Source organism: Reyranella sp. (assembly GCF_004296935.1).
GTDB lineage: Bacteria > Pseudomonadota > Alphaproteobacteria > Reyranellales > Reyranellaceae > Reyranella.
Genome location: NZ_SCVH01000122.1, coordinates 1 through 15,436, shown reverse-complemented (window position 1 = coordinate 15,436; position 15,436 = coordinate 1). Strand labels below are relative to the sequence as shown.

At 67.1% G+C, this 15,436-nt stretch carries 17 protein-coding genes; 11 read left to right on the top strand and 6 right to left on the bottom strand.

What is annotated here, in order from left to right; all coding sequences use genetic code 11:
- Positions 1–71 precede the first annotated feature (71 nt).
- From EPO55_RS17395 to EPO55_RS17385, 3 genes are read right to left on the bottom strand one after another with little or no spacing between them, the layout of a single operon-like run.
- Entirely contained in the window at positions 72–1,184 is a 1,113-nt protein-coding gene (locus EPO55_RS17395; RefSeq protein WP_296338306.1) for a CaiB/BaiF CoA-transferase family protein, read from the bottom strand.
- Entirely contained in the window at positions 1,181–2,317 is a 1,137-nt protein-coding gene (locus EPO55_RS17390) for a CoA transferase (RefSeq protein ID WP_296338304.1), read from the bottom strand. Before EPO55_RS17390 ends, EPO55_RS17395 begins: the two co-directional genes overlap by 4 nt.
- Positions 2,314–3,474 carry an acyl-CoA dehydrogenase family protein gene (locus tag EPO55_RS17385; protein WP_296338303.1) on the bottom strand — a complete coding sequence of 387 codons (1,161 nt, stop codon included), beginning with the start codon at positions 3,472–3,474 and terminating at the stop codon, positions 2,314–2,316. Before EPO55_RS17385 ends, EPO55_RS17390 begins: the two co-directional genes overlap by 4 nt.
- 84 nt (positions 3,475–3,558) lie before the next feature.
- Here EPO55_RS17385 and EPO55_RS17380 point away from each other — a divergent pair, with 84 nt between their 5' ends.
- The 3 genes from EPO55_RS17380 to EPO55_RS17370 all read left to right on the top strand — a co-directional run bounded on the left by EPO55_RS17380 (position 3,559) and on the right by EPO55_RS17370 (position 5,827).
- Entirely contained in the window at positions 3,559–4,545 is a 987-nt protein-coding gene (locus tag EPO55_RS17380; RefSeq protein ID WP_296338302.1) for a tripartite tricarboxylate transporter substrate binding protein, read from the top strand.
- Positions 4,520–5,062, top strand: coding sequence for a mismatch-specific DNA-glycosylase (locus EPO55_RS17375; protein ID WP_296338301.1), 543 nt, complete (start codon positions 4,520–4,522; stop codon positions 5,060–5,062). The genes EPO55_RS17380 and EPO55_RS17375 overlap by 26 nt, the downstream gene beginning before the upstream one ends.
- A 66-nt stretch (positions 5,063–5,128) precedes the next feature.
- Complete coding sequence (locus EPO55_RS17370) at positions 5,129–5,827, top strand: superoxide dismutase (RefSeq protein WP_296338300.1); 699 nt, start codon at positions 5,129–5,131, stop codon at positions 5,825–5,827.
- Positions 5,828–5,841: 14 nt separating this feature from the next.
- On the opposite strand, the gene EPO55_RS17365 is transcribed toward EPO55_RS17370, so the two are convergent.
- Entirely contained in the window at positions 5,842–6,297 is a 456-nt protein-coding gene (locus EPO55_RS17365) for a metallopeptidase family protein (protein ID WP_296338299.1), read from the bottom strand.
- 123 nt (positions 6,298–6,420) lie between these two features.
- Here EPO55_RS17365 and EPO55_RS17360 point away from each other — a divergent pair, with 123 nt between their 5' ends.
- From EPO55_RS17360 to EPO55_RS17345, 4 genes are read left to right on the top strand one after another with little or no spacing between them, the layout of a single operon-like run.
- Positions 6,421–7,338, top strand: coding sequence for an ABC transporter permease (locus EPO55_RS17360; RefSeq protein WP_296338298.1), 918 nt, complete (start codon positions 6,421–6,423; stop codon positions 7,336–7,338).
- A complete protein-coding gene (locus EPO55_RS17355) occupies positions 7,335–8,198 on the top strand; it encodes an ABC transporter permease (protein ID WP_296338297.1) in 864 nt (287 codons plus the stop codon). The genes EPO55_RS17360 and EPO55_RS17355 overlap by 4 nt, the downstream gene beginning before the upstream one ends.
- On the top strand, positions 8,195–9,169 hold the full coding sequence (locus EPO55_RS17350; protein WP_296338296.1) for an ABC transporter ATP-binding protein: 975 nt from the start codon (positions 8,195–8,197) through the stop codon (positions 9,167–9,169). Before EPO55_RS17355 ends, EPO55_RS17350 begins: the two co-directional genes overlap by 4 nt.
- Positions 9,166–10,131: an ABC transporter ATP-binding protein gene (locus tag EPO55_RS17345; RefSeq protein WP_296338295.1), complete on the top strand. Its 966-nt coding sequence runs from the start codon at positions 9,166–9,168 to the stop codon at positions 10,129–10,131. Before EPO55_RS17350 ends, EPO55_RS17345 begins: the two co-directional genes overlap by 4 nt.
- An 11-nt stretch (positions 10,132–10,142) precedes the next feature.
- Here the strand turns inward: EPO55_RS17345 and EPO55_RS17340 are convergent, their stop codons facing one another.
- Positions 10,143–11,669 carry an ABC transporter substrate-binding protein gene (locus EPO55_RS17340; RefSeq protein WP_296338294.1) on the bottom strand — a complete coding sequence of 509 codons (1,527 nt, stop codon included), beginning with the start codon at positions 11,667–11,669 and terminating at the stop codon, positions 10,143–10,145.
- Between the two features lie 81 nt (positions 11,670–11,750).
- On the opposite strand from EPO55_RS17340, the gene EPO55_RS17335 reads away from it, so the two are divergent.
- The gene (locus EPO55_RS17335) at positions 11,751–12,038 is read left to right on the top strand and encodes a 4a-hydroxytetrahydrobiopterin dehydratase (protein WP_296338293.1); all 288 of its coding nucleotides are present in this window, start codon (positions 11,751–11,753) and stop codon (positions 12,036–12,038) included.
- A gap of 153 nt (positions 12,039–12,191) precedes the next feature.
- On the opposite strand, the gene EPO55_RS17330 is transcribed toward EPO55_RS17335, so the two are convergent.
- On the bottom strand, positions 12,192–12,587 hold the full coding sequence (locus EPO55_RS17330) for a hypothetical protein (protein WP_296338292.1): 396 nt from the start codon (positions 12,585–12,587) through the stop codon (positions 12,192–12,194).
- Positions 12,588–12,767: 180 nt separating this feature from the next.
- Here EPO55_RS17330 and EPO55_RS17325 point away from each other — a divergent pair, with 180 nt between their 5' ends.
- The 3 genes from EPO55_RS17325 to EPO55_RS17315 all read left to right on the top strand — a co-directional run.
- A complete protein-coding gene (locus EPO55_RS17325; RefSeq protein ID WP_296338291.1) occupies positions 12,768–13,106 on the top strand; it encodes a hypothetical protein in 339 nt (112 codons plus the stop codon).
- A 62-nt stretch (positions 13,107–13,168) separates the two neighbouring features.
- Positions 13,169–14,386 carry an efflux RND transporter periplasmic adaptor subunit gene (locus EPO55_RS17320; RefSeq protein WP_296338290.1) on the top strand — a complete coding sequence of 406 codons (1,218 nt, stop codon included), beginning with the start codon at positions 13,169–13,171 and terminating at the stop codon, positions 14,384–14,386.
- On the top strand, positions 14,383–15,436 hold a 1,054-nt coding region (locus EPO55_RS17315; RefSeq protein ID WP_296338288.1), incomplete at its 3' end, for an efflux RND transporter permease subunit. The genes EPO55_RS17320 and EPO55_RS17315, both read left to right, overlap by 4 nt.

The window sequence follows — 15,436 nt, the reverse complement described above, 5'->3', positions numbered from 1 at the left end:
AGCGGGGGAGGAGAAGAGATGAAGTCACTCCTCCCCCGTCATCGGGGGAGGTGGGCGAAGGCCGGAGGGGGTCATCCCCTCCGCTTCAACACCTCATCCGTATGCTCACCGAGCAGCGGTTCGTGGTAAAGCGGTTTTGACGGCTCGTTCCGGAAGCGGACGACGGGCGCGAAGTGTTTGCGCCCCTGTTCGTCGGTGACGATCATGCCGCGCTTGGCGAGGTTCGGATCAACGATCGCCTCCGGCAGCGTGTTCACCGGACCCCAACAGATGTCGAGCGTGTCGAGCCATTGCATCCAGTGCGCCAGCGGCTTGGCCCTGAACGTGGCTTCGAGGAAATCCGCCACCGGTTTCTGGTGCGCGCCAGGCCATTCGCAGAGCGGCGCCATCTCGGGCTTCCCGAGCGCGCCCAGCAGGTTCTTTATGAACTTCATCTCCTGGCCGGCGATCACGAGCTGGCGGCCATCGGAAGTGTCGTAGACGCGATAAAAGGCCGAGCCGCCGGTGGTGCGCTGCTGTTTCACGTCGGGGTGCTTGTTCTCGGCGAAAGCGCTGCCGACCACGTTGGCGCACGACGCCATCAGCGCCTCGTGCATGGAGACGTCGATGTAGTCGCCCTTCCCGGTGGTCTGCCGCCGCAGCAGCGCCATCAGCACGCCGGAGAGGCCATGCAGGCCGCTCACCAGGTCGGCGACCGGAATGCCGGGAATGGCGGGCCGTCCGTCGTCGCCCAAGGTCAGGCTCAGCACGCCGGTCATGGCTTCGAGCGCCAGATCGTGCGCGGCGCGGCCGGGATAGGCGCCGTCCTGACCGAAGGCGCTGATCGAGCAATAGACGATGCCGGGATTCGCCGCGGCGACGGCGTCGTAGCCGATGCCGAAGCGCGCCGCGACGCCCGGCCTGAATGACTCGACCAGCACGTCGGCTTCCGACGCGAGGCGAAAGAGATCGGCGCGGCCCTGCTCGCTCTTGAGATCGAGCACCACGCTCTTCTTGCCACGGCCCATGTTGCGGAAGAACACCGAGGTGCGTTCGTCCGCGGGCTTGATCTGCCGACCAGGATCACCTTCGCCGGGCGGTTCGACCTTGATCACCTCGGCACCGTGATCGGCCAGTGCCGTGGTGAGATAGGGTCCCGGCAGGAACCACGACAGGTCGACGACCTTCAGTCCCTCGAGCTTCATGGGCGCCCTCCCAGCAGGGAGTCGTTGTCGGCGCCGAGCGGCGAACACGCGGCCTGCGCCAGCCGCTCCCCATCGACGCGAATCGGATTGGCGATCACCCTCAACTCGCCCTTCACCGGATGCGGCACCGAAGATACCATTCCGGTCTCGCGCGCAAAGGAACTGTCGAGCGCCGCGTCGAGCTTGTTGACCGGCGCCGCCGGCAGGAGGCCGTTCAGTCTCGTCAGCCATTCCGCCGTGGTGCGCGTGCGAAAGGTCGGATCGAGCTCATCGGTCATCTCGGCCCGGTTTTTTGCCCGCGCATTGGGATCGGGGAAGCGCGGATCGGCCAAGAGATCGTTCCGGCCCAGTGCCTCGCAGAGCGACAGCCAGAATTTCTGGGTCATGCACATGATGAAGATCCAGCCGTCCTTCGTCGGAAAGGTCTGGACCGGCGCCAGCGAGAGATGGGCGCTCCGGGGCACGCGCGGCGAGACGTCGCCTTCGTTGAGATACCAGAAGCCGGGATAGGTGAGCTGGTGCATGGCGACGTCGTAGAGGCAGGTTTCGACGTCGCAGCCCTGCCCCGTCGTGCGCGCCCGCAACAGGCAGGCGAGCAAGCCGACGATGCCCGTCAGCCCGCTCATGCTGTCGATCATCGACACCCCGACCCGCGTCGGCGGGCCTTCGGGCTCGCCGGTGAGCTCCATGAGGCCCGCTTCGGCCTGCATGAGGAAGTCGTAGCCCGGCCAGTCGTTGCGGGCGTTGGCGCGACCGTAGGCGGAGATGTGCAGGCAGACGATCGAGGGCTTGAGATGTTTCAAGCTGGCATAGTCGATGCCGAGCTTGGCCGGTTGGGTGCCGCGCAGATTGTTGACGACGCAGTCCGCGCTCTTCACCAGCGCCTCGAACTGCCGCCGGCCCTCGGCCGATTTCATGTCGACGGTGACGCTCTTCTTGCCGAGGTTCCAGGCCTGGAAATATTCGCTGTCGTCCTTGCCCAACTTATAAGGCCCGACCTGACGCGACGGATCGCCCTCGGGTGCCTCGATCTTGATCACCTCGGCGCCGAGCTCGGCCAGGAACATGGTGCCGTAGGGCCCGGCGCCGAACTGTTCCAACGTCAGGACGCGAATTCCCTCCAGAGGCTTCACGATACCGGATTCCGGCGCACCCACTGGCGCGCGATGATGAGGCGCTGCATCTCGTTGGTGCCCTCGCCAATGCAGGTGAGCGGCGCGTCGCGGTAGAGGCGCTCGATGTCGTACTCCTTGGAGTAGCCGTAGGCACCGTGGATGCGCATCGACTCGATGCTGTTCTCCAGCGCCGCCTCCGAGGAGAAATACTTGGCCATGCCGGCCTCCATGTCGCAGCGCTCGCCGCGATCGAAGATGTCGGCGGCGTCGAGGGTGAGCAGCCGCGCGGCCCGGGCGCGTGTGGCCATCTCGCCGATCTTGAGCGCGATCGCCTGGTGCTCCCAGATCGGCTTGCCGAAGGTCTTGCGCATCTGGGCATAGCTCGTGGCGAGGCGAAGCGCGCCCTCGGCGATGCCGACGCCACGGGAAGCGACGTTGATGCGGCCGAGTTCCAGCCCACCCGCCACCTGGGCAAAGCCCTTGCCCTCGACCTCGCCGATCAGATGGTCGGCCGGAATGCGGTAGTCCTCGAAGATCAGCTCGCCCGAATCGATCGAATGGTAGCCCAGCTTCTCGAGCTTGCGGCCAACGCGGAAACCCGGCCCCTTGGGCGTGATGAACAGGCTCATGCCGGTGTGGCGCGGATTGGCCTGCGGGTCGGTCTTGACCAGCATGGCGAAGCAATGGCCCTCGATGCCGTTGGAGATCCAGGTCTTGGTGCCGTTGATCACGTAGCCGTCGTTGCCGTCGCGCTTGGCCACCATGCGGATCGACTGCAGGTCGGTGCCGGCGTCAGGTTCGGTCAATGCCAGCCCGCCCCGGATCTCGCCGGTCGCGAACTTGGGCAGCCACTGCTGCTTCTGACGTTCCGTGCCGAACTTCTCGACCGCCAATGCCAGCATCAGGTGCGAGTTGAAGATGCCGGTGATCGCCATCCACACCGAGGAGACGCGCATCACGATCTCGGCGTAGGTGCGGGCCGGCAGGCCGAGGCCGCCATACTCGGGACTGATGGTGGCGCCGAACAGGCCGAGCTCCTTCATCTGTTCGACGATCTCGGCCGGCCATTTGTCGGCGTGGTCGAACTCCTTCACACGCGGCGCCACCTCGCGCTCGATCCAGCGGTCGATGGTCGCCAGAAGCTGGGCTTCGTCGGCCTTGTCGATGCCGGTCATCGTTCTTCCTCCCGAAATTGAGGCGACAAGGTGGAAAGACGTTCCGTCCGAGTCAATGTTATGCTGCGGCAACTGGAGGAAACGATGAAAAGACGCGCTTTTGCCGCCGTGCTTACGACGCTGCCGTTCGCAGAGCGCGGGCTCATGCGCCCCGCCTTCGCCCAGGGCGAGGATTGGCCGACCAAGTCGGTGCGCATCGTCTGCCCGTTCACCCCGGGCGGCTCGCAGGACAACATCGCCCGCCGCCTCGGCGTCAAGCTCACCGAGTTGCTGGGTCAGTCGTTCCTGATCGACAACCGCACCGGCGCCGGCGGCTCGATCGCGGCGGACAACGTCGCCAAGTCGCCGCCGGACGGCTACTCGGTGCTGCTGGGCGGCATCGGCAGCCATGCGCTGGTGCCCAATCTCTACGCCAAGCCGCCCTACAATGCCTTCACCGACCTCGAGCCCGCGGCCTGGATCGGCACGCAGCCCAACCTGCTCGCCTGTCAGCCCGGCTTCCCGCACGACACGCCGCAGAAGCTGATCGCAGCGGCCAAGGCCGAGCCCGGCAAGTATCAATACGGTTCTTCCGGCGTCGGCACCTCGCCGTCGCTCACCATGGAACTGCTCAAGCAGAAGACCGGCATCGACATGACCTTCATCAGCTACCGCGGCGCCGCGGCGGCGGCGGCTGACGTATTGGCCGGCCACATCCCGATGTGCATCGCCAACGTCGATTCGCTGATGGGCCAGGTGAGCGCCGGCAAGCTGAAGCCGATCGCCACGACCGGCGCCAAGCGCTCCGAGGCCTTGCCCAACACGCCGACACTCGTCGAGGCGGGCTTCCCCGACCTCGTCGTCACCTCGTGGTCGATGTGGGCGGTCCCGGCCGGCACGTCACCCAAAATCAAGGACAAGCTGCGGGCCGCCACCGACCGCGCGCTGCAGTCGCCCGATGTCATCGCCAGCATGAAGGCCGGCGGCTTCGAGCCGGGCACCATGTCGATGGCCGAGGTCGATACCTTCATCAAGGCGGAGTACAAGCGCTGGGGCGAGGTCATCCGTGCCGCGGGCATCAAGCCGCAATAGTCACCGACTGCCCGACCTGCTGGCGCCGGGTCTTGATCTGGTGTTCTGCGGCACCGCGCCCAGCCCGGCGTCGTTCCAGGCACGTGCCTACTATGCCAACCCCGGCAACGCCTTCTGGCCGACGCTGCACGCCGTCGGCCTGACGCCGGAGCGTTTCGCACCGGACCGTTTTCGCGAGCTGCTGGGCCATGGGCTCGGCCTCACCGACCTCAACAAGACCGAGGTCGGCTCCGACCATGAGCTGAGCGCCCATGCCATGGATACGAGATCGCTGCACGCCAAGCTGCGCCGCTACAAGCCCGCCGCCATCGCCTTCACCAGCAAACACGCCGCCGCCCTGGCGCTCGGCGTGAAGGCGCCCGGCTACGGCCGTCACATGGAACCGCTGGAGGGCGCGGTGGCCTTCGTGCTCGCCTCGCCGTCCGGCCGCGCCCGCTCCTTCTGGACGCTGGCGCCGTGGCGGGAGGCCGCCGCCTTCGTGGCCGAGCGCCGCCTCCGCCGGGAACGCGCGGCCTAACACGGCGCTGCGGCGCAACTCCTTCCCCTGAGGGGCGTTACCTCCCGGGACAACACGGAGTTCGACATGATCGACGTCCCCCGCCGCTCGCTCGCCGCGGGCGCCGGCCTGTTGCTTGGCGCCATGGCCGTTCAAGCCCGCGCCCAGCAATTCGCCAGCGCCGCCACACCGAAATTCCGCGTCCAGCCGCTCACCGTAAATCCGGAAAAGGTCAAAGGCCTGTCGGCCGGCCTGCTGCGCAGCCACCACGGCAACAATTATGCCGGCACCGTGAAGAAGTTGAACGCCATCAGCGAGACGATGGCGACCGTCAACTTCGCCGAAGTTCCCGCCTTCACGGTGAGCGGGCTGAAGCGCGAGGAGCACATCGCCTACAATTCGACCATCCTGCACGAACTCTATTTCGACGGCATCGGCGAAGCCCCGACCCAGCCGTCGGGAATGCTGGCGCAGGCCATTTCCCGCGATTTCGGCAGCCTCGACCGCTGGAAGGCGGAATTCACCGCAACGGCCAAGGCGCTGGCCGGCGGCTCGGGCTGGGTGATCCTGGCGCACTCACCGCGCGACAAGCGGCTGTTCATCCACTGGGCCGCCGATCATTCAATGGCGCCGGCTGGCGCCGTCCCGCTGCTCGCGCTGGACATGTACGAGCATGCCTATGCGATCGACTACGGCGCCGATGCCGCGAAATACATCGACGCCTACATGCAGGCCATCAAGTGGACGAACGTGGAACGCCTTTATCGTGAGGCCATGCGCGTCTGATTTGGGCGCACCGATCAGGCGCTTGGCTGGGCGCGCTGCGATTCTTCCTCGGCCTTGGCCTCGATCGCTTCCATGTCATCGTCGCTCAGCCCGAAGTGATGGCCGATCTCATGGATCAGAACATGGCGCACGATGTGCGGCAGGTCCTCGCCCGACTCGCACCAGTAGTCGAGGATCGGACGGCGATAGAGAAAGATGCGGTCGATGTCGTTGGCGACGTGACCGGCGCCGCGCTCCATCATCGAGACGCCCTGGTAGAGACCGAGCAGGTCGAACGGCGTGTCGAGCTCCATCTCCTTCTCGACCTCGTCGGAGGGAAAGTCGTCGACCTGGATACGCACGTTGCCGACGTGCTTGCGGAACTCCTCGGGAATCGTGGCGAGCGCCTCGGCGGCGATCGCCTCGAAATCCTCCAGGCTGGGCGCTATGCCGAAGCAGGGCGTACGCCGCGGGTTTCTGAACACCGGCATGACTCCCCCATATAGGAGCCGCGCGCGCTCGCCAAGCGTCAGACGTGAGGGATTGTTCACCGGTTTGGCGCGGGAATCGCATGGTCGCGTTTCGGACCGAACCACCCTAAGCTCCCGCCCCGTATGTTGAGTTTCCTCACCCGTCGCCTGATCGTCGCCTTCCTCGTCGCGGCGACGGTCATGACGCTGGCCTTCATCCTGACGCGGCTTTCGGGCGACCTCGCCACGTCGATCGCCGGCCCCAATGCGACGCAGGCCGACATCGACGCGATACGCAAGGCCTATGGCCTCGACCGCCCGGTGCTGACGCAGTTCTTCGACTGGGTCGGCCGCGCCCTCACCGGCGACCTGGGCGAGAGCTACTTCTTCAAGGCCCGTGTCTCGGCCCTGATCGCCGAGCGCATGCCGGTCACCCTCACCCTCGGCCTCACCGGCCTGGTCATCGCGCTGGTGGTCTCGCTGCCGCTCGGCATCCTGGCGGCGGTGCGCGAGAACACCGCGCTCGACCGTTGTGTCCAGCTGGTAGCGCTGCTCGGCCAGGCGATGCCGAGCTTCTGGCTGGGCCTGATCCTGATGATCACCCTCGGCCTACAGCTCGGCTGGCTGCCGATCTCGGGCACCGGCTCGTGGCAGCATTTCGTGATGCCCGGCATCGTGCTCGCCTTCTCGGCGATCCCGGCCCTCACCCGTCTCACCCGTGCCGGCATGATCCAGGCCATGGGCAGCGACTATATAAGGACGGCGCGGGCCAAAGGCCTGTCGCGGGCCTCGATCCTGCTCAAGCATGCGCTGCGCAACGCCGCCATCCCGGTGGTGGCGATCGCCGCCGTCCAGCTCGGCTTCATGCTGGGTGGCTCGATCGTGATCGAACAGGTCTTCGCCCTGCACGGCGTGGGCTACCTCGCCTGGGAGTCGATCGGCAAGAACGACTTCCCCGTGGTCCAGGCGGTCGTGCTGGTGCTGGCGGTGATCTACGTGGCGCTCACCATGCTGGCCGACCTGATGAATGCCGTGCTCGACCCGAGGCTGCGCGGTCCATGAGCGTGGCGGTGGTCAATGCCGGCCCCAAGCGCGGCTGGAAGAGCGTCAGCACCTGGATCGGCGCTGTCATCGTGGGCCTCGCGGTGTTCTGCGCGCTGGCGGCGCCCTGGATCGTGCCCTACGACCCCTTCGCCCAGGACCTCGGCAAGCGTCTGGTCGTGCCGTTCTGGATGACCGGCGGCTCGAGCGAGCATCTCCTCGGCACCGACCAGCTCGGCCGCGACTATCTCTCGCGCCTGATCTGGGGCTGCCGCATCTCGATCCTGATCGGCGTCACCGTGACCATCGTCTCCGGCCTGATCGGCATCACCATCGGCGTGCTTGGCGGCTTTTTAGGCGGCCGGGTCGACGATGCGGTGCTGTTCGCCATCACCACGCGGCTTTCCATTCCGGTGGTGCTTGTGGCGCTCGCCGTGGTCGGCCTGTTGGGCAGCTCGATGACCCTCCTCGTCCTCACGCTGGGCCTGCTGCTGTGGGACCGCTTCGCCGTGGTCGCGCGCTCCACCACCATGCAGGTGCGCAACCTCGACTTCGTGGCCGCAGCCTGGTGCGCCGGCTGCTCGCGCTTCCGCATCCTGTCGCGCGAGGTGCTGCCCAACATCGCGAGCCATCTCGTGGTGGTGGCGACGCTGGAGGTGGCGCTCGCCATCCTGCTCGAGGCGGCGTTGTCGTTCCTGGGTCTCGGCGTGCCGCCGCCGCTGCCGTCGTGGGGCCTGATGATCGCCGAGGCCAAGGACTACATGTTCTTCTCGCCGTGGGTGATCGTGATCCCGGGAGTGGCGCTCTTCGTGCTGGTCCTCGGCATCAACCTCTTGGGTGACGGACTCCGTGACCTGTTCGGTGCGAGGACCGATACGTGAGTGCACTCCTCGAAGTCGAACAGCTCGAAGTGGGCTTCGGCAGCCGCACCTCGGCGGTGCGCGGCACCTCGCTCACCGTCGAGCGCGGCGAAACCCATTGCCTGGTGGGCGAGTCGGGCTGCGGCAAGTCGGTGACGGCGCTCGCCGTCATGAACCTGCTGGCCCGCGGCGGCCACCGCCGGGCCAAGCGCCTCTCCTTCCAGGGCGAGGATCTTCTGAAGCTCGACGACAACGGCATGGCCCGGCTGCGCGGCAATGCCATGGCCATGATCTTCCAGGAGCCGATGACCTCACTCAATCCCGCCTACACGGTGGGCTCGCAGATGACCGAGGTGCTGCGCCGCCACAAGGGAAGTAGCCAGCGCGTGGCCACCGACCGCGCCGCCGACCTGCTGGCCCGCGTCGGCATCACCGCGCCGGGCCTGCGTCTCGGCCAGTTCCCGCACCAGCTCTCGGGCGGGCTGCGCCAGCGCGTGATGATCGCCATGGCGCTGATGTGCGATCCACAGCTCCTGATCGCCGACGAGCCGACGACGGCGCTCGACGTCACGGTGCAGGCCCAGATCCTGCGCCTGCTGGCCGAACTGCAGCGCGACTTGGGCCTCGGCATGCTGCTGATCACCCACGATCTCGGCATCGTGGCCCGCGTCGCCACCCGCGTTTCGGTCATGTACGCGGGCGAGGTCGTCGAGAGTGCGGCCACCGCGCAACTCTTTGCCGATCCGAAGCATCCTTACACCCAGGGCCTGCTGCGCTGCGTGCCGGTGCCGGGCAAGCAGCGCCAGGACGAGCCGCTGGGCTCGATCCCCGGCACGGTGCCGCGCGTCGGTCCGGGCTTCGAGGGCTGCGCCTTCCGCGAGCGCTGTTCCTTCGCCGACGCGACCTGCGCCCATCAGATCCCGCGCAAGACCGCGAGCCCGGGCCACGACTATCTCTGCCGGCTGCCCGCGCCTGTGAAGGCGCTGACATGAGCGGCGCCACGTCTCTGCCCGCGATCGAAGTCCGCGGCGTCCACAAAACCTTCCGCGTCAAAGGCGGCATGCTGGGCAAGGACCGCCACGTCGTGGCCTGCGACGACGTCTCCTTCGCCGTACCCCAGGGCGGCGTGCTGGGCGTGGTGGGCGAGTCGGGCTGCGGCAAGTCCACGCTCGCCCGCCTGATCCTGGGCCTGCTCGAGCCGACCTCGGGCGAGATCGCGGTCGAAGGCCAGAAGATCTCCGACATGGATCGCAAGGCCCGCGCCCGGCTGATCCAGCCGGTGTTCCAGGACCCGTTTGCCTCTCTCAACCCCTTGGCGCGCGTGCGCGACATCGTGGCCATGCCGCTGCGTGCCCAGGGCAACATCGATCGCGCCGACGTCACCCGGCGCGTCGACGAGATGCTGGCCCGCGTCGGCCTCACGGCCGAGATGGGCGCCCGCCTGCCGACCGAACTGAGCGGCGGCCAGCGCCAGCGGGTCGCCATCGCCCGTGCACTCGTCCTGCGGCCGCGCATCGTGGTCTGCGACGAGCCCACCTCGGCGCTCGACGTCTCGGTGCAGGCGCAGATCCTGAACCTGCTGGCCGAGCTCCGGCGCGAACTCGGCCTCACCTATGTCTTCATCAGCCACAACCTCGCCGTGGTCGAGCATGTCGCGAGCGAAGTGGCGGTGATGTATCTCGGCCGCATCGTCGAGCGGAAGCCTACGCAGGCGCTGTTCCACCAGCCCGAGCATCCCTACACCAAGGCGCTGCTGGCCTCGGTGCTGACGCCCGAGCCCGGCCTCGGTGTCCCCGACGTCGGCCTGGGCGACGTGCTGCCCGACCCGGCCAACATCCCGCCGGGCTGCCGCTTCCATCCGCGCTGCCCGATCGCGGAGCCGCGCTGCTCAGCAGAAACGCCGCCGCTCAGGCCTCGGCCCGGCGGCGGCGTGGAGTGTCTTCTCGTTCCTTAAGCGGCGGCGCGTTATTTCCACTTCGCGTAGTAGAAGCGCGGCAGCTCGTCGGGGAAGGTCTTGAACTCCAGCGCCTTGGCGAAGGCGTAGGTGTTCACGTAGGTGAACAGCGGCAGCCAGTAGGCCTTCTCGGTCATCAGCTTGATGGCCGCCGAATAGGCTTTTTTGCGCGCCGCCGGATCGGAGGTGGCGCCGCCGTCGGCCACCAGCTTCTCGAGCTCGGGATCCTTCGAGTAGTTGTCGAGGGCGCCCGCGCCATACATCACCGGGAAGATCGCCGAGACGTCGTTGATCGAGTAGCTGCCCCAGCTGCCGTGATAGAGCGGGTTCTCGCCGCGATGATTCTTCTGGATGGCGGGCGACACCTGAAGCTGCGTGATCTTGGCCTTGATGCCGACAGCGGCAAGGTCGTTCTGTTGGGCCGCACTCCACGAGGTCGGCTGCACGTAGGTCACGAACTCGGTCTCGAAGCCGTTGGGGAAGCCCGCCTCGGCCAGCAGCGCCTTGGCCTTGGCCGGGTTGTAGTCGTACTTCACCGCGGCATCGGCGTCGCAGCCGAACTGGCTGGGGAAGCAGGGTGCCGGCGGCACGCGGCTGCCGCCCTGCACCAGCTTGTCGGCGATCGCCTGACGGTTGATCGAATGCCAGATCGCCTGGCGCACCTTCAGGTTGGTCATCGGGTTGCCCGCCCCGGTGCGGCCGGCGGCGTCGAGTTGCAGGTAGCCGACGCGCATCGATTCCTGACGCACCGCCTGCAGGTGGGGCATCTTGTTCACGTCATTGGCCTGGTCGGGATTGATGTTCCACATCCAGTCGGTGCGTTGCGCCAGCAGTTCCGTCACCGAGGTGGCGAGATCGGGCACGAAGCGCACATGCAGCGTCTTGATCGCGGGCTTGCCCTTGGGCGAGCCTGCCCAGTAACCGTCGAAGCGCTCGAACACGACTTCCTTGCCCTGCTCGTTCTTGACGATCTTGTACGGCCCGGCGCCGACCGGCTTGGCCGCAAAGCCCTCGGGACCGACCTTCTCGCGATAGGCCTTGGGATGGATCGGCGTCACCATGGCGAGATATTCCAGTGCCGCCGGCGTCGGCTTCTTCATCTTGATGCGCACGGAAAACTCGCCGGTCTTCTCGGCCTTGTCGATCCAGGCGTAGTTCGACGGCGTCGCCACCTTGCTCGCGGGATCGGCCGCCATGTTGATGGTGTAGACCACGTCGTCGGCGGTGAGCGCGCTGCCGTCGTGGAACTTCACGCCCTGGCGGATGGTGAGATCGAGCGAATTGTCCTCGGCGAACTTCCAGGCGGTGGCGAGCGACGGCTTGATCTCGAAGGTCGAGGGATCGCGATGCACCAGCATGTCCCAGGCCTGGTGCGCCAGGATCAGGCCGGTGCGCTGGCTGTTGAAGTACATGTCGACGTTGGGCACGGCGTCGGTGAAGTTGATGCGCAGGATATCGGCGCTTTTCTGGGCAAGGGCAGGGCTCGCCAGCGCCATCGAGGCGGCGGCGAGCAGCGCGGTGCGGCGGATGATTTTCAAGAAGACCTCCTGTTTGTAGCGTCGAGCCTAGGCTGCTGCACCGCAATGAGGCAAGCTTCACGCCAACTGAAGGGGACCAGTATGACCGCCAAGCTTGCCGGCAAATCCCGCAGCGATGCCCTCGCCGCGTTGAAGGCGTGGAAGGAAGTTCCGGGCCGCGATGCGATCCAGAGGAGCTTCGCCTTCGCCGACTTCAACCACGCCTGGGGCTTCATGACCCGCGTGGCCCTGGCGGCCGAGAAGGCCGACCACCATCCCGAATGGTCCAACGTCTACAACAAGGTGACCATCGTGCTCTCGACCCACGATGCCGGCGGCTTGAGCGAGAAGGACGTGGCGCTGGCGAAATTCATCGATTCGCTCCTCTAGACGTGTCCGCCGCCTTGCGGAAAGCAAGGAAACCGACTTCGGGATTTTCCGTTGTCGCGGATTTGGTGGCCAAACCCCTGAACCTTCTCCTCTTTTCGCGGTCCAACCCGCCGCGAAAATGTCCGCAAAAAGCGGACATGTTCGAAACTGACATCAGTCGTTTTCGGGCGGTAGCGGCATCCGCGCGATCAGGCGCAGCAGCAGACGGTCGTTGAAGCGCCGGATGTGCCCGACCTGCCGGCCGCGATACCAGATCGGCTTGACCTGGGGCGTCTCCACCCGCCGATGCGTCTCCATCTCGATCGTCTCGCGGTAGAATTTCAGGGCGAGATCGCAGCGTGCCCGGAAGCCGGGCTCCGCGCGCCAGCGCCGCGCCGTGCGCTCGTCGACGCCGGTGCGTGCCGCCGCGTCGGCGTGATTGCCCCAGCGCGCGAGATGGCGCTCGTAGTCGTATTTCTTGCGCGCCAAGGTGCGCTTGCGCGGCGCCGGCGGCCTCTCGGCCAGCACCTCGGCGGGAACCTCGTCGATCGGGCACTTGCTCCAGCCCATGTCCTTCCTCCTCCGGAATCGAGCAGGAAGAGGACTATCGGATTTCCGTCTGATCGTCAATATCCTATATGTGGTGAAATGCGACCCCGGCTGCAGGCAATTTGCCGTCACCTGGTGCGACACACTGTGTGACGACGATGTGACTGGCAACGACGCGCTGCCCGAGGCACCATGGATTGCATGATGCGTTTGCGCCTGCTTGCCGCCGTCCTTGGCTGCCTCGCCGTCCTGGCGGGCGGGCTGATGGCGGTTGCCGCCGCAGCGGCGCCGTTGGCGTCGCCGGCATCGGAACACAGCACCGCCAACGCCCCCTGCACGCATTGCGATGAGTGCGACAGCGCACCCTGTCCGGTGCCGGCCGCCACATGCATGCAGACTGCGCCGAGCGGGACGCCGACGCTGGCCGCCGCAACGCTCGACCTGCCGGCGATCGGCTTCGGCAAGATCCGCTGGGCGCTTCGCTCGACCCTCCTGAGCGGCCTGTCGCCGCCGCCCGACCCCTTCCCTCCGCGCGCCTGACCCTTCGTCGGTCAGTTTGAGCCGTCGCGCTTTTTTGGCGCGCGGCATCGCGGAGGTTCGTCATGGTTTTCGCAGCCAAGCCGCGGCCCGGCATCGCCGGCGCCGTCTTCATTGCCATCCTCATTGCCGTCCTTGCCCTCTCGGCGGCGCCCGACGCGCGCGCGGCCGATCCGGCCCCGGCCGTCTGCGGTCCCGGCGGCAAGGTCAAGTTCTACCGCCATCCGATGGGAGCGCCCGACACCTCGCCGGTGCCGAAGAAGGACTCGATGAACATGGACTACATCGCCGTCTGCGAGGACGAGACGGGCGATGCGGCGGGCACCGTCAGGATCAGCCTCGACAAGGTGCAGCGGCTCGGCGTGCGCAGCGAAGAGGTGCGCGAACGCACGCTCAGCCGCAGCATACGCGCCTTCGCCACGGTCCAGTTCGACGAGCGCCGCCAGTCGGTCGTCGCGCCCAGGTTCGGCGGCTGGATCGAGAAGCTGCTGGTCAATGCCACGGGCGACACGGTGAAGCGCGGGCAACCGCTGTTCGAGGTCTACAGTCCCGAACTGAACGTGCTGCAGCAGGAATTCATGTTGTCGCGCGGCGCGCAAACCGCGGCCGAGGGGCGCCTGCGCAATCTCGACTATCCCGAGAGCGATCTGGAGAAGCTGCGCCGCGGCGAACGTCCGCCGCGCACCATCGCCGTGCCGGCGCCGACGAGCGGCACGGTGATCGAGAAGACGGCGATCGAGGGCATGCGCTACCAGCCCGGCGAGACGCTGTTCCGCATCGTCGACACGTCGGTGATGTGGGTGCTGGCCGAGGTCTACGAGCAGGACCTCGCCTTCGTGAAGGCGGGCGACATGGCCAGAGTCACGGTCAACGCCTGGCCGGACCGTCCATTCCCCGGCCGCGTCACCTTCATCTATCCCGGCGTTGGCAAGGAGAGCCGCACGGCACGGCTGCGCATCGAGGTTGCCAACTCCGACGGGCTGTTGCGCGCCGACATGGCGGCCACCGTCGAGATCGAGGCGCCGATCCCGGGACGATGGGTGGTCGTGCCGGACTCCGCGATCATCGACAGCGGCAAGCGGCAGATCGTGCTGGTCGAGCGCGGCGAGGGCCGCTTCGAGCCGCGCGCCGTCAGGCTCGGCGTCCGCGTGCCGGGCCAGGTGCAGGTGCTGGAAGGGCTGAAGCCGGGCGAGCGCGTCGTCACCTCGGCTACCTTCCTGATCGATGCCGAGAGCAACCTGCGGGCAGCACTTGCGGTGTTCACGGCAGGAGACGGCAAATGATCGCCGGGCTCATCCGCTGGTCGACGCGCAACCTGCTGCTGGTGTTCGTGGTCACGCTCGCCCTGGTCGGTGGCGGACTCTACGCGATCGGCCGCGTTTCGCTCGATGCCATCCCCGATCTCTCCGACACCCAGGTCATCGTCTACACAGAGATGCCGGGCCAGGCGCCACAGGTCATCGAGGATCAGGTCACCTATCCGCTGACCACGGCGATGCTGGCGGTGCCGCGTAGCCGTGCCGTGCGCGGCTTCTCGTTCTTCGGCGTGTCGTTCGTCTACGTCATCTTCGAGGACGGCACCGACATCTACTGGGCCCGCAGCCGCGTGCTGGAGTATCTCAATTCTGGCGCCCAGAAGCTGCCGGCCGAGGTCAAGCCGACCCTTGGGCCGGACGCCACCGGGGTCGGCTGGGTCTTCCAGTATGCTGTGGTGGGCGCAAACCGCTCGCTGGCCGAACTGCGTTCGTTGCAGGACTGGTACATCCGCTTCGCCCTCGCCAAGGCCGAGGGTGTGGCCGAGGTGGCAAGCGTCGGCGGCTTCGTGCGCCAGTACAACGTCGTCGTCGACCCGGTGAAGCTGCGCGGCTTCGGCGTGCCGCTGGCCCGCGTGATCTCAGCGATCCGCGCCTCCAACCGCGAGGTCGGCGGCCGCGTCGTCGAAATGGCCGAGACCGAGTTCATGGTGCGCGGCCGCGGCTACATCAGGAACACGGCGGACCTCGAGCAGATCGTGCTGCTGGCCGACGGGCCGGCACCGGTCCTGCTGCGCGACGTGGCGCGCGTCGAGTTCGGTCCCGACGAGCGCCGCGGCGTCACCGAGCTCGACGGCGAGGGCGAGGTGGTGAGCGGCATCGTGCTGCAGCGCTTCGGCCAGAACGCGCTCGACGTGATCGCCAACGTCAAGGCAAGGCTGAAGGAAATCGCACCGGGCCTGCCCGAAGGCGTGCGCGTCGAGCCGGTCTACGACCGTTCCGACCTGATCCACCGCGCCATCGAGACGCTGGTCCACACGCTGCTCGAGGAGAGCGCCGTGGTGGCGCTCGTCTGCTTCG

What these genes read in the sequence shown, in the direction of transcription:
- EPO55_RS17395 (WP_296338306.1), bottom strand. Translation starts at nt 1,184, where the DNA reads ATGAAGCTCGAGGGACTGAAGGTCGTCGACCTGTCGTGGTTCCTGCCG.
- EPO55_RS17385 (WP_296338303.1), bottom strand. Translation starts at nt 3,474, where the DNA reads ATGACCGGCATCGACAAGGCCGACGAAGCCCAGCTTCTGGCGACCATC.
- EPO55_RS17380 (WP_296338302.1), top strand. Translation starts at nt 3,559, where the DNA reads ATGAAAAGACGCGCTTTTGCCGCCGTGCTTACGACGCTGCCGTTCGCA.
- EPO55_RS17370 (WP_296338300.1), top strand. Translation starts at nt 5,129, where the DNA reads ATGATCGACGTCCCCCGCCGCTCGCTCGCCGCGGGCGCCGGCCTGTTG.
- EPO55_RS17365 (WP_296338299.1), bottom strand. Translation starts at nt 6,297, where the DNA reads ATGCCGGTGTTCAGAAACCCGCGGCGTACGCCCTGCTTCGGCATAGCG.
- EPO55_RS17360 (WP_296338298.1), top strand. Translation starts at nt 6,421, where the DNA reads ATGTTGAGTTTCCTCACCCGTCGCCTGATCGTCGCCTTCCTCGTCGCG.
- EPO55_RS17355 (WP_296338297.1), top strand. Translation starts at nt 7,335, where the DNA reads ATGAGCGTGGCGGTGGTCAATGCCGGCCCCAAGCGCGGCTGGAAGAGC.
- EPO55_RS17345 (WP_296338295.1), top strand. Translation starts at nt 9,166, where the DNA reads ATGAGCGGCGCCACGTCTCTGCCCGCGATCGAAGTCCGCGGCGTCCAC.
- EPO55_RS17335 (WP_296338293.1), top strand. Translation starts at nt 11,751, where the DNA reads ATGACCGCCAAGCTTGCCGGCAAATCCCGCAGCGATGCCCTCGCCGCG.
- EPO55_RS17330 (WP_296338292.1), bottom strand. Translation starts at nt 12,587, where the DNA reads ATGGGCTGGAGCAAGTGCCCGATCGACGAGGTTCCCGCCGAGGTGCTG.
- EPO55_RS17325 (WP_296338291.1), top strand. Translation starts at nt 12,768, where the DNA reads ATGATGCGTTTGCGCCTGCTTGCCGCCGTCCTTGGCTGCCTCGCCGTC.
- EPO55_RS17320 (WP_296338290.1), top strand. Translation starts at nt 13,169, where the DNA reads ATGGTTTTCGCAGCCAAGCCGCGGCCCGGCATCGCCGGCGCCGTCTTC.